The 13,133-nt window shown below is 66.0% G+C and carries 11 protein-coding genes; 9 read left to right on the top strand and 2 right to left on the bottom strand.

What is annotated here, in order from left to right; all coding sequences use genetic code 11:
* Positions 1-245: 245 nt before the first annotated feature.
* Entirely contained in the window at positions 246-2,189 is a 1,944-nt protein-coding gene (gene acs / locus FHY18_RS18050; RefSeq protein ID WP_259157775.1) for an acetate--CoA ligase, read from the top strand.
* Positions 2,190-2,420: 231 nt separating this feature from the next.
* Positions 2,421-3,089 carry a response regulator transcription factor gene (locus tag FHY18_RS18055; protein ID WP_184421286.1) on the top strand — a complete coding sequence of 223 codons (669 nt, stop codon included), beginning with the start codon at positions 2,421-2,423 and terminating at the stop codon, positions 3,087-3,089.
* Positions 3,090-3,178: 89 nt separating this feature from the next.
* Here FHY18_RS18055 and FHY18_RS18060 read toward each other — a convergent pair whose 3' ends face one another.
* On the bottom strand, positions 3,179-3,676 hold the full coding sequence (locus FHY18_RS18060) for a hypothetical protein (protein ID WP_259157785.1): 498 nt from the start codon (positions 3,674-3,676) through the stop codon (positions 3,179-3,181).
* Positions 3,677-4,071: 395 nt separating this feature from the next.
* Between FHY18_RS18060 and FHY18_RS18065 the strand changes: the two genes are divergently transcribed.
* Together FHY18_RS18065 and FHY18_RS18070 are read left to right on the top strand one after the other, a co-directional pair.
* Positions 4,072-4,635, top strand: a complete 564-nt coding sequence (locus FHY18_RS18065; protein ID WP_259158447.1) for a TlpA disulfide reductase family protein — start codon at positions 4,072-4,074, stop codon at positions 4,633-4,635.
* Positions 4,636-4,639: 4 nt separating this feature from the next.
* Positions 4,640-4,843 carry a hypothetical protein gene (locus tag FHY18_RS18070; RefSeq protein WP_012439607.1) on the top strand — a complete coding sequence of 68 codons (204 nt, stop codon included), beginning with the start codon at positions 4,640-4,642 and terminating at the stop codon, positions 4,841-4,843.
* Positions 4,844-5,112: 269 nt separating this feature from the next.
* Here the strand turns inward: FHY18_RS18070 and FHY18_RS18075 are convergent, their stop codons facing one another.
* Entirely contained in the window at positions 5,113-6,735 is a 1,623-nt protein-coding gene (locus FHY18_RS18075) for a family 43 glycosylhydrolase (RefSeq protein ID WP_259157799.1), read from the bottom strand.
* Between the two features lie 620 nt (positions 6,736-7,355).
* Here FHY18_RS18075 and FHY18_RS18080 point away from each other — a divergent pair.
* The 5 genes from FHY18_RS18080 (at position 7,356) to FHY18_RS18100 (ending at position 12,874) form a co-directional block, all read left to right on the top strand.
* A complete protein-coding gene (locus FHY18_RS18080) occupies positions 7,356-8,366 on the top strand; it encodes an aldo/keto reductase (protein WP_259157810.1) in 1,011 nt (336 codons plus the stop codon).
* A complete protein-coding gene (locus FHY18_RS18085) occupies positions 8,363-9,235 on the top strand; it encodes an amidohydrolase family protein (protein WP_259157821.1) in 873 nt (290 codons plus the stop codon). The genes FHY18_RS18080 and FHY18_RS18085 overlap by 4 nt, the downstream gene beginning before the upstream one ends.
* A complete protein-coding gene (locus FHY18_RS18090; protein WP_259157826.1) occupies positions 9,232-10,002 on the top strand; it encodes an SDR family oxidoreductase in 771 nt (256 codons plus the stop codon). The genes FHY18_RS18085 and FHY18_RS18090 overlap by 4 nt, the downstream gene beginning before the upstream one ends.
* Before the next feature lie 225 nt (positions 10,003-10,227).
* Positions 10,228-11,085 (top strand): fumarylacetoacetate hydrolase family protein, encoded by an 858-nt coding sequence (locus FHY18_RS18095; RefSeq protein WP_259157830.1) that lies wholly within the window; start codon positions 10,228-10,230, stop codon positions 11,083-11,085.
* Positions 11,086-11,551: 466 nt separating this feature from the next.
* Complete coding sequence (locus FHY18_RS18100; protein WP_259157833.1) at positions 11,552-12,874, top strand: L-fuconate dehydratase; 1,323 nt, start codon at positions 11,552-11,554, stop codon at positions 12,872-12,874.
* The last annotated feature ends 259 nt before the right edge of the window (positions 12,875-13,133 follow it).

Consider the following 13,133-nt stretch of genomic DNA (forward strand, 5'->3'; position numbering starts at 1 on the left):
AGCGTGAGGCAGTCCGCGGTTTGCAGCCTATTCGCCTTTGGTCGTAGCTGCAACGCAGCATTCCACAAGGTGACCGATGGCCGCACCAGGACCCGCAATGGATGTGCGCCAGCGCACGCCACTGGTTACGACCATGGTCTAAGGCGCCGTTGACCGCCGGGACAGAATGGATACGGCACACTGATTGCCTACCGAGGGCAGCCGCAACGCCCTCTCCCGACAAGTTCATCGCAAGTGAGGGTGCCATGGCTGATGTTTATCCCGTCGATCCCGCGTTCGCCAAGGGCGCACGCGTCGATGGCGAGCAGTACGCAACGCTGTACCGCGAATCGATCGAGCATCCCGAGCAGTTCTGGGGCAAGGCGGCGCAGCGGCTGGACTGGTTCAAGCAACCCACCCAGGTCAAGGACGTCAGCTTCGCGCTGGACGACTTCCATATCCGCTGGTTCGGCGACGGCGAACTCAATGCCAGCGTCAACTGCCTGGACCGCCAGCTCGCCACGCGCGGCGACAAGACCGCACTGCTGTTCGAACCCGACAGCCCGGACGCGGCGTCTTACCCAGTCACCTACCGCGAGTTGTACGAGCGCGTCTGCAAGCTCGGCAACGCGCTGCGCAATCTCGGCGTCAAGAAGGGCGACCGCGTCACCATCTACCTGCCGATGATCGTCGACGCCGCTGTGGCCATGCTGGCCTGTGCGCGCATCGGCGCGGTGCACTCGGTGGTGTTCGGCGGGTTTGCCGCCAACTCGATCGCCGACCGCGTGATCGACTGCCAGAGCAAGTTGATCATCACCGCCGACGAAGGCCTGCGCGGCGGCAAGAAGATTCCGCTCAAGGCCAACGTGGATGCGGCGTTGAAGATTCCCGGCACCAACACGGTCGAAACCGTGCTGGTGGTGCGCCACACCGGTGGTGCGGTGGAGATGCAGGCACCGCGCGATCGCTGGTTCCATGACGTGGTCGACGGCCAGCCGGCCGAGTGCGAACCCGAGCGCATGAACGCGGAAGATCCGTTGTTCATCCTCTACACCTCCGGTTCCACCGGCAAGCCCAAGGGCGTGCTGCACACCACTGCCGGCTATCTGCTGTTCGCCAGCTATACGCACGAAGTGGTGTTCGACCTGCGCGAGGACGACATCTATTGGTGCACCGCCGACGTGGGCTGGGTCACCGGCCACAGCTACATCGTCTACGGCCCGCTCGCCAATGGCGCCACCGCCGTGATGTTCGAAGGCGTACCCAACTACCCGACCGTCTCGCGCTTCTGGGAGGTGATCGACAAGCACCAGGTCACCTTGTTCTACACCGCGCCCACCGCGATCCGCGCACTGATGCGCGATGGCGAAGCGCCGGTCAAGAAGACCTCGCGCAAGAGCCTGCGCCTGCTCGGCAGCGTCGGCGAGCCGATCAATCCGGAAGCCTGGCGCTGGTATTACGAGGTGGTCGGCGACAGCCGTTGCCCGATCGTTGACACCTGGTGGCAGACCGAAACCGGCGGCATCCTGATTTCGCCGCTGGCCGGCGCGGTCGATCTCAAGCCGGGCTCGGCAACGCTGCCGTTCTTCGGCGTGCAGCCGGCGCTGGTCGATGCCGAAGGCAAGATCCTGGAAGGCGCCACCGAAGGCAACCTGGTGCTGCTGGATTCGTGGCCGGGCCAGATGCGCAGCGTCTACGGCGACCATCAGCGCTTCATCGACACCTATTTCCGCACCTATCCGGGCAGCTACTTCACCGGCGACGGTTGCCGCCGCGATGCCGATGGCTATTACTGGATCACCGGCCGCGTGGACGACGTGATCAACGTGTCCGGCCACCGCATCGGCACCGCCGAGGTGGAAAGCGCGCTGGTCTCGCACCCCAAGGTCGCCGAAGCGGCGGTGGTCGGCTTCCCGCACGACGTCAAGGGCCAGGGCATCTATGCCTACGTCACCTTGATCGCCGGCGAAACCCCAAGCGAGGAACTGCACAAGGAACTGGTGAGCTGGGTGCGCAAGGAGATCGGCCCGATCGCATCCCCGGATCACCTGCAGTGGGCACCCGGCCTGCCGAAGACGCGCTCGGGCAAGATCATGCGCCGCATCCTGCGCAAGATCGCCGAGAACGCCCCCGACCAGCTCGGCGACACCTCGACCCTGGCCGATCCATCGGTGGTGGATTCGCTGGTGAGCGAGCGGTTGACGCGCTGAGGGGTGGGGATTGGGCATTCGGGAGTGGGGATTCGCAGAAGCGGGTTCCCACTCCTTCGCCATTCCGCGTTCGAATGTCCGGTATTGAACGGCAGTCGGGACGCAGACGGCGCTTTCAGACCGGCTCTCGCGAATTCCGGCATCCCTGCTTCCACGAATCCCGACTCCCCAATCCCAACATCCCATGCTTTTGCGAATCCCGAATCCCCAATCCCCAATCGCGGCCCCTCAATGACCACCCTGCTGATCGCCGACGACCATCCCCTGTTCCGTGAGGCCTTGCGCGGGGCGGTGCAGCGGGTCATGCCGGGCGTAAAATTGTTCGAAGCCGACAACGTGGATGCCTTGTACACGCTGGCCGACGCGCAACCGGACGCGGACCTGCTGTTGATGGATCTCAACATGCCGGGTGCGCAGGGCTTCAGTGCGTTGGTGCATATGCGCTCGCTGCATCCGCAGTTGCCGGTGGTGGTGGTGTCCGCACGCGAAGAGCCCACGGTGATGCGGCGTGCGATCGACCATGGCGCGTTCGGCTTCATTCCCAAATCCGCAGACTCGGACACCATTGGCCGCGCATTGGCCACGGTGCTCGATGGCGAGCGCTGGATCCCGGCCGAAGCACAGAACCTGCCGCCCACCGATAGCGAAGAGCGCGAGGTCGGCCAGCGCCTGCGCGATCTGACCCCGCAACAGTTCCGGGTACTGCAGATGCTCGGCGCGGGCCGGCTCAACAAGCAGATCGCCTACGACCTGGGCGTGTCCGAGGCCACCATCAAGGCGCACGTCACCGCGATCCTGCGCAAGCTCGGCGTCACCAACCGCACCCAGGCGGTGCTGATGGCCGGCAAGCTCGCCATCGATGCCGACGGCATCGTGCTGCCGCCGCCCGAAGAAGACTGAACGCGACGCAGCCAATGGCTGCGCGCACCGTCAGCGCAGACCGATCACCGCAGCGAGACGTCACGTGAGCTCATTTCCTCACATGGCAATCAGCGCAACGGCTGGCCGGTGCAGACCTTCGACGCGCTTTGCAGGGAGGGCGCATGCCATACCTCGTTTCCGTTTTCGTCATCGCCTTCATAGATCGCATAGCGCCCATCGTCCTGGCGATGCATGGTCGGGCTGAAGGTGAGGAAATCGGTGCGGCCGTCGGGGCCAATGAAATGCATGTCGCCTCCACACACGATATTGGAATTGATTTCCGGCCCCAGCGCAGCGCAGGTGATCTGCGAGGTCTCCGCGCGCACCACGCGACGCACGCGCGGCCGGACCAGCCCACGGTCGGCGGCGTCGCAGAAATAATCGGCAAGCACCGTGCGCATCTCCCGCTGCGACGGCATCCAGGACGGACAGCTGCTGTACGCATCGGCCATGCAGGTTGGAACAACGCCGGCAGGCGCGTTGCGATCGGGCACAGCGGCGAGGCTGTCTTGCAGTGGCAGCAACAGGCAGGCGGCGACCGCCAGCAGGGGAAGATAGTAAGGCATCGAAAGGTGCGGCCTGGCGTGTGCGGGGCACGACTGTACGCCATGGGCAATCGACACCGTGCATGTCCACGCTGCGGCATGGCATGCGTGTGGCATGTCGTGGGCCTGCCGCGCATGGTCCAGTAGCGATCACGTCGGTGATGGATGCGTCGCGCACCGGCGCGGCGCGGTGGCTTCGCTCCGCATGCCACCGCGCAGTTGCGCAATCGCACCGTGCCGGCGGCCGCGGCACTGGCAAGCCCAAGCGCAGGGGCGTGACCGCCTCCACAGCCGCGTACCGCGCGACATCGCAGTTGTCGATATCACCATTGACCATCAGCTGATGCCCGGGCAAGTCTCGGACTCCCAGGACGCTTTGCGGAGATGGCATGGCACGACGTGTTCCCTGGCTCTGGATCGGCTTGCTGCTGGCGTGTGCACTGATTGCAGCACTGGCATGGCAGAACAAACAGCTGCGTGCGCAACAGCAGTTCCTGCAGACCCGCGTCAGCACGCCGTATGACGGCATGTACGTGCCTCGCATCGACGTGACCGATGCAGATGGGAAGCGCCACATGCTGGGCGCACCGCAGGGGCGGGCACAGGTGCTGTTCTTTTTCACCACTACCTGTCCGTATTGCCAGCGCTCGGCGCCCACCGTGCTGCGTGCAGCGCGGCAGTTACAGGCCAATTTGCCGGGCCGGCCGCAGTTGCTCGGCGTGTGCCAGTGCGATGCCGCGCAGGCAGCGCGCTACGCGCATGTGCATGGCTTCGATTTTCCGGTGGTCACGCTGACCGACCGCCGCGCGCTGATGCTGTTTCGGGCGCGCAATGTGCCATTGGTGATGGCCGTCGATGGGGAGGGGCGCGTGCGCCATTCCCATGTCGGCCTGTTCGATACCACGGAGCGGGTGCAGGACCTGGTCGCCGCGTTGCGCCGCACGGATGCGCCAGCGGCATTGGCAACGGTGAAGGAGTGAGTGCATGAACAAGCGTTGGTTATCTGTACGCAATGCGTTGGTGGCAGCGGCGTTCCTGGCCAGTACCGGCTTCGGCGCATTTCAGGTCATGGCAGGCAGCAACACCCAGCCGACGACCGAGGCCTGCAGCGCATGGCAATGCGCGGCCGAGTGTCCGGAATTCGGCGGTCAATTGGGGCAAGGCAACGTGTGCTATTGCTGCGGCTAAGCCGTCAGGCGGGGCCGCGTGGCCCCGCTTCTTGCAAGTGCGCAATGAAAGGCGCAATGCGTTCAAGGCAGCAACCGCCTGGTTGATGTCGCGTTGGATGGCGCGCGCGACGTGCGTTGTTTTTAGCGCGTTTTCGCAATGTATGGCTCTTCGCAGGCGCTGATTGCCGACACCGCAGCGCGGCCTTGGCAATCGCGCCGTCCTTCGCTCATGCCCTCCGTATCATGGCGCATGCGTCGGCCACGTACCCGACGCGACCGGCAGCCGCATCAGCCCAGCGCGCGGTACCGGAAATCGCGCAGCACCACCTCGCCTTGCTGCGCGGCATACACGCCCAGCTGCAGGCTCAAGAAACCGCCGAACACGTTGTGATGGAATCCGGACACTTCCATGCGCGTGGGGTGGCGTATCCATTGCCGGCCGTCGTCGAACGAATATTCAAAGCTCACGACGTGGCGATCGTTGGTCAGCCGCACGCGGATGCGGCGGTGCGTATTGGGCGCGCGTACCCACGCCAGTTCTTCTGAATACTCGTAGGTCTTCATGGTGTCGGCGGTGAAGCCGATGCCGATGAAGGCCTTGTGGTTGTAGAACAGCACGATGCCGCCTTCAGCATCGCCGACCAACTCCAACGTGACCTCGGCCGCGTAGGCGCGATCGGGCACGCCGCAGGTCAGCGGCGCGCTGTCAATGGGCGATGTGCCCGCGCAGGTCAGCGTCAACGCCTTGTTGGCCCGCCGCACGCGCGCCTGCTCGCCCGGCTTGGGCGCGTGCAGGCTCCACTGGGTGCCGAATCGGTCGGTGGAAAAATCATCGGACAACGCGACGCCGGTGGCGATGGACGTACCGCCGGCGGCAGCGCGTGCCGGCGTGCGCAACGGCGTGGACAGGTCGCCGCCTGTGGCGCGAAACCAGCCGTCGGCGGTCCACTCGATCGGCTCCAGCAGGGTCTGACGCCCCAGGGTACGGAAGCCGTTTTCGTAGCCGTGATAGACCAGCCACCAATCGCCACGTGGGCCTTGCACCAGCGTGGCATGGCCGCGCGACCACCACGGTTCCTGCTCGGACAGCGTGCGCACCAGCGGATTGCGCGGACAGTGTTCCCACGGCCCGTGCACCGAGCGCGAGCGTGCAGCGATGACCATGTGCCCGGTCACCGGGCCGGCGGTGCCGCCGACGGCGGTCACCAGATACAGCCAACCGTCGTGCCAGGTGAGCTTGGGGCCTTCGGGCGCGAAGTTCTCCACCACCCAGTCGTCGGGATAACGCCACGGCGCGTAGGCCGGTTCGAGTTGCCCATCGGTGGCCAGGCCATCGTCGCGCAGGCGGATCTTGCGGATGCCGTTGACGAACAGATAGCGCTTGCCGTCTTCGCCCACCACGTGGCCGGGATCGATGCAGCCGGCGATGTTCAGATCGATCGGCGCGCTCCATGGCCCGCGGATGTCATCGGCCCAGATCACGAAGATCGACCAGCCCTTGTCGTCGGGATTGGCCGGGATATAGATGAAGTAACGGCCGTCGTGCTTGCACAGATCCAGTGCCCAGATCGTGCCCAGTTCCTGGCGCAGTGCAGGGCCGATCGGCGTCCAGTTGATCAGGTCGGTGGAGTGCCACAGCACGATGCCCGGGTAGGAAAAGAACGACGAAAACGTCATGTAGTAGTCGTCGCCATCCTTGAGGATGGTGGGGTCCGGGTGATCGCCGGCCACGATGGGATTGAGGTAGGTGCCGTTGCCCAGGTCTGCCTTGCGCTGGCCTTCGATGCCGCGCGCCCACTGCGGCGGATGCGCGCAGCCCATGGCTGGCGCCTGCGCGGCAGCCGGCAGCGGCGCGACCAATGCGCCTGCGGCCAGCACCTTGAACAACTCCCGCCGTGTCGTGTCTGGCATGCATCAGCTTCGTCGGATCAGGGCTGCCATCTAGCCTGACGCGCCGCTACGAGGCAACCGCGCAAGCGGCGTTATAGGAACTGGTGATGCGGCATTCGGATTTCGAAATAGCAACACGCTCTTGGCGTTGCAGCGGGAGGAACAGCATCGCTGCGGTGCATGTCCTCGCTGCGCAAGCGGGTCCGCCCGCGATCAGGGTCGCGCGGGTTGGCGTGGGCAGCGGCGCTGCAGCGCCTGCAAATGCGCGCGCCCGGATGGGTGCTCCCTGGTCCACGACCCTGCCGGTCTGCATCCTGGATGGCCCCCTGTTGCCAGCGCATCGTCGGTACCTGGAGTGCAACACGCGATATCCGGCCGATCAGCAGGGTCCGATCTTGCGATCAGCCCACCGACCACACCGCGGCAGGCAAGGCCTGCAAGACCTCTCACACCGGTCGCCTAATCCCGCCCTCGGTCCAGCCCTATCCCGCCATGCTGCACTGCAGCGTGATCTGTTCATTGATGATTGCGATATTCATATGCGAACAGCCGGGCGCCTGCCGGCTGGTGGATGTCGCAATGCAAAGCTGCTGCCTTTCAGATCCAGCCCCCGCCTGCGCCAGCCCTGCCGGGCGTCGCGCGTGAGCGCGCTGGCACGGCAACGCCTGGGCCGCACCGAGGTGCAGCTGTCGGCGCTGGGATTTGGCGCTGCGCCGATCGGGAATCTGTACAGGGAGGTCGCCGAGGCAGACGCGCTGGCTGCGGTGGCGAGCGCGTTCGAGGCCGGCATCCGCCACTTCGACACCGCGCCCTACTACGGTTACGGGCTCAGCGAAGCGCGCCTGGGCCGTGGCCTAGCCGGCGTGCCGCGCGCTGCCTACACGCTGTCGACCAAGGTCGGCCGTTGCGTCTACGACGACGCGCAGGCGGTGGCGGGGCGCGACGGTTTTGCGGTGGCCGGCCGCCGCGCCGAATTCGACTACAGCGCCGACGGCGTGCGGCGTGCGTTCGCGTCCAGCCTGGAGCGCCTGGGCACCGACTACATCGACGTGCTGCTGCTGCACGACATCGGTGCCCTGACCCACGGAGACAACCACGCCCATGTGCTGCAGCAGGCCTTGGAGGAGGCCTTGCCGGCCATGGCGGAGTTGAAGGCATCCGGTGCGTGCGGGGCGATCGGGCTGGGCGTCAACGAGCAGGACGTGGCATTGGAGGTGTTGCCGCGCTTCCCGATCGACTGCGTGATGCTGGCAGGGCGCTACACGCTGCTGGAACAGCATGGCGCGCGTGCGCTGCTCGACCAGGCGCAGCAACACGGCGTGTCGATCCTGTCGGCCGGCCCGTACAGTTCCGGACTGCTCAGCGATGCGCGCGGCCCCGGCGCCACCTATAACTACGCCCCTGTGGACACCACCACCTTGCAGCATGCGCAGCGTCTGTATGCGGCCTGCGCGGCGTTCGACGTGGACATCGGCGCGGCCGCATTGCAGTTTCCGCTGGCGCATCCGGCGGTGACCACCGTGGTGGCCGGCATGCGCACCGTCGCCGAGGTGCAATCGGCCGCCACGCGGTTGCAGGCATCGATCCCGGCTGCGCTATGGCAGCGCCTGCGCAACGGCGGCCTGCTCGATGCGGACCTGCCCACGCCATGAGCCGCGTCGATGCACACCTGCATTTCTGGCACCTGGCCCGTGGCGATTACGACTGGCTGACGCCCGAGCTTGCGCCGCTGTATCGCAACTTCGCGCCGCACGATGTGGACGACGCACTGGATGCAGCCGGTATCGACAGCGTGGTGGTGGTGCAGGCCGCCGCAACCGAAGCCGAAACCTGTTATCTGTTCGAGCTGGCGCACGACGCGCCGCGCATTGCCGGCGTGGTCGGCTGGGTGGACTTTGCCGCACCCGATGCCGCTGCGCGTATCGGCGCCCTGGTCCGCGCAGGCGGCGGTGCGCTCAAGGGGCTGCGCCCGATGGTGCAGGACATCGCCGATGCGCAGTGGTTGGCAGGCCCCGCCTTGGACGCCGCCTTCGATGCGATGCTGGCACATGATCTTGCCTTCGATGCGCTGATCCGCGCCGTGCATGTGCCGGCACTGCAGGCGCGTTTGAAGCGCCATCCGCAGTTGCGCGTGGTCGTCGACCACGGCGGCAAGCCGCAGATTGCGGCAGGCGAATTCGTTGCCTGGGCCGCGGGCATGGCCGCGTTGGCGCAGCACCCCAACGTGCACTGCAAACTGTCCGGGCTGCTCACCGAGGCCGCGCGCGGCGCCGGCATCGATGCACTGGAGCCGTATGTCGCGCACCTGTTTGCGCGCTTCGGTGCGCAGCGCCTGCTCTGGGGCAGCGACTGGCCGGTGCTGACCCTGCGTGCCGATTACGCGCAGTGGTTTGATCTCGCACAGCAGCTGGTCACCCGTCATGCCGCCGAACACGCCGCTGCGGTGTTCGGCGACAACGCACGCATGTTCTATCGTCTGCCACGGCCGGCGGCCCCCACCCACGGAACCCTATCGGTATGACAGTCTCCATTCCCACCACGCCCAATACCCGCCTGCAGGGCAAGCGTTGCCTGATCACCGCCGCAGGCGCCGGCATCGGCCGCGAAAGCGCGCTGGCCTGCGCACGCGCCGGCGCGCAGGTGATCGCCACCGACATCGATGCCGCTGCCCTGCAGGCGCTGGCATCCGAATCGCAGGCGATCACCACCCAATTGCTCGACGTCACCGATGCCGCCGCCATTACCGCGCTGGTCGCCGAACACGGCCCGTTCGATGTGTTGTTCAACTGCGCCGGCTACGTGCATCAGGGCAGCATTCTCGACTGCGACGAGCCGGCCTGGCGCCGCTCGTTCGCGATCAACGTCGATGCGATGTACTACACCTGCAAGGCGGTGCTGCCGGGCATGCTCGAACGCGGTGCCGGCAGCATCATCAACATGTCCTCGGTGGCCTCCAGCATCAAGGGTGTGCCGAACCGCTTCGTCTATGGCGTGACCAAGGCGGCGGTGATCGGCCTGAGCAAGGCCATCGCCGCCGATTACGTGGCCCAGGGCGTGCGTTGCAACGCGATCTGCCCGGGCACCATCAAGACGCCGTCGCTGGGCCAGCGCGTGCAGGCCCTGGGCGGCGACGAACAGGCGGTGTGGAAGAGCTTCACCGACCGCCAGCCGATGGGCCGCCTGGGCGATCCGCGCGAGATCGCGCAGCTGGTGGTGTACTTGGCCTCGGACGAATCCTCCTTCACCACCGGCCAGACCCACATCATCGACGGGGGCTGGTCCAACTGAACGCGGCCGACGACACCGCCGTGCAACGGCCAGACCCATGGTCGCTGGCGATGGTTTCGCAGCCGTGCTGAAGACTGCTGACAAGACGCCGCATCGCATGCCTGAGGCGGCCTGCCAGCACGCATCACCGACATTCCTGTTCCGAGCGCGTCGTCCAGCTCCTGCCGATACACCGTGCAACAGGTGGCTGCTCGCTCCGATTCCTCCCCTGCAAAGGAAGACTGCATGAAACTCGTACGTATTGGCGCCGAAGGCCACGAACGTCCCGGCGTGATCGACACCGCAGGCCAGATCCGCGACCTGAGCGGCGTGATCGACGATGTCGCCGGTGAGCACCTCACCAACGCCGGCCTCGAAAAGCTGCGCGCAGTGGACCTGTCCACCCTGCCGCTGATCGAGGGCGAGCCGCGCTATGGCGCTGCGGTGGGCCGCATCGGCAAGTTCATCTGCGTGGGCTTGAACTACGCCGACCACGCCGCCGAATCGGGCATGGACGTGCCGAAGATGCCGATTCTCTTCATGAAGGCCACCACCGCCGTGTGCGGCCCCAACGACACCGTCATCATCCCGCGCGGCTCGGTCAAGAGCGACTGGGAAGTGGAACTGGGCGTGGTGATCGGCGATATCGCACGCGACGTGTCGGTGGACGAGGCGCTGAACCACGTGGCCGGCTATGCGGTGATCAACGACCTGTCCGAACGCGAGTTCCAGCTTGAGCACGGTGGCCAGTGGGTCAAGGGCAAGAGCGCTGACACCTTCGGCCCGATCGGCCCGTGGCTGGTCACCCGCGATGAAGTGCCGGACCCGCAGAACCTGTCGATGTGGCTGGAGGTCAACGGCCATCGTTACCAGAACGGCAGCACCCGCACGATGGTGTTCGGCGTGGCCGAGCTGGTCAGCCACATCAGCCGCTACATGACGCTGATGCCGGGCGATGTGATCAGCACCGGCACCCCGCCGGGCGTGGGCCTGGGCCAGAAGCCGCCGGTGTATTTGAAGCCGGGCGATCTGATGGAACTGGAGATCGAAGGACTGGGTCGCCAGCGTCAGCCGGTGGTGGCGCATCCGCGCGATGCGGCCTAAGGCTCCTTTCCCTTTCCAGGAGTTCGGTCGCGTTGCGTCCCAAGTGGCGCTCTACGCACGTGGTAATGCATCCACACGACGCAGCCTGAAGCCGCTCTCCTCTCGGGAGAGGGGTTGGGGCGAGGGGACGTAGCGACGTGTCCGAACAATTCGTCGCGCTGTCGCCCGCTGTTGTTGGACGTGACGTGTCGGCGCTTGTGTTGATGCGTCATGCGTATCTTTTTCTGGGATGTGGCGGCGCATTGAATGGCTACGCGATGTAGCGCGTTGATATCGATGCGTCGTTGATTTGCTGATCTGTGCTGCAAACGGATGTGTCACTGCAGCGCTTCAATACTGCCGGCGCTACGCGTTCGTTCCCTCACCCCACCCCCTCTCCCGGTAGGAGGGGGACTCAAGCGCAGCTCTGCGCTCACGCTTTTTTGGCCCGTTTTTCCATTTCCCGCTTCCATCGCCCAGGACCTTCATGAGCACCATCGTCGCCCTCGATACCCACGACGTCCGCTTCCCCACCTCGCGCGAGCTCGATGGGTCGGACGCGATGAATCCCGACCCCGATTACTCGGCCGCCTACGTCGTGCTGCGCACCGATGCGCCGGATGACCTGGCCGGTTACGGCCTGGTGTTCACCATCGGCCGCGGCAACGATGTGCAGACCGCTGCGGTGGCCGCTCTGGCCGAGCATGTGGTCGGCCTGTCGGTCGAGGAGGTCATCGCCGACCTGGGCGGCTTCGCGCGCCGGCTCACCAACGACTCGCAGCTGCGCTGGCTGGGCCCGGAAAAGGGCGTGATGCACATGGCGATCGGCGCGGTGATCAACGCCGCCTGGGATCTGGCCGCACGCGCGGCGAAAAAACCGCTGTGGCGCTTTATCGCCGAACTCACGCCCGAGCAGCTGGTCGATACCATCGACTTCCGCTACCTCACCGACGCGCTCACCCGCGATGAAGCGCTGGCCATGCTGCGCGCCGCGCAGCCGCAGCGCGCACAGCGCACCGCGCAGTTGATCGAGCAAGGCTACCCGGCCTACACCACGTCGCCCGGCTGGCTCGGTTACTCCGACGAGAAGCTGGTGCGGCTGGCACAGGAAGCCGTCGCCGATGGCTTCCGCACCATCAAGCTCAAGGTCGGCGCCAACGTGCAGGACGACGTCCGCCGCTGCCGCCTGGCGCGCGAGGCGATCGGCCCGGACATTGCGATGGCGGTGGACGCCAACCAGCGCTGGGACGTGGGCCCGGCGATCGACTGGATGCGCCAGCTGGCCGAATTCGACATCGCCTGGATCGAGGAACCCACCAGCCCGGACGATGTGCTCGGTCACGCCGCGATCCGCCAGGGCATCACGCCGGTGCCGGTCTCCACCGGCGAACACACCCAGAACCGGGTGATGTTCAAGCAGTTGCTGCAGGCCGGTGCGGTCGACCTGATCCAGATCGATGCCGCGCGCGTCGGCGGCGTCAATGAAAACCTCGCCATCCTGCTGCTGGCCGCCAAGTTCAATATCCGCGTGTTCCCGCATGCCGGCGGCGTCGGCCTGTGCGAACTGGTGCAGCACCTGGCGATGGCCGACTTCGTGGCCATCACCGGCCAGATGGAAGACCGCGCGATCGAATTCGTCGACCATCTGCATCAGCACTTCCTGGACCCGGTGCGCATCCGGCACGGCCGCTATCTGGCCCCGGAGGCGGCGGGTTTCTCGGCTGAAATGCATGCGTCCTCGATTGCGGAGTTCAGCTATCCGGACGGACGTTTCTGGGTCGAAGATCTGGCCGGCAACGCCAAGGGCTGACCACGCAGCCCTCATCCGCCCTACGGGCACCTTCTCCCGCCTGCGGGAGAAGGAAGCGGTTGTCTGGCCGGGACTACGATCCGGACGGAACGGCTCAGCCATCCAGGTGAACGTTGCTGGGTCGACGGTCTGGCCGGCAACGGCAAGGACTGAGCACTCAGCCCCTCATCCGCCCTACGGGCACCTTCTCCCGCCTGCGGGAGAAGGAAGCGGTTGTCTGGCCGGGACTACGATCCGGACGGAACGGCTCAGCCATCCA

Origin of the sequence: Xanthomonas sp. 3793 (assembly GCF_024806835.1) — a bacterium.
Classification (GTDB): Bacteria; Pseudomonadota; Gammaproteobacteria; order Xanthomonadales; family Xanthomonadaceae; genus Xanthomonas; species Xanthomonas arboricola_F.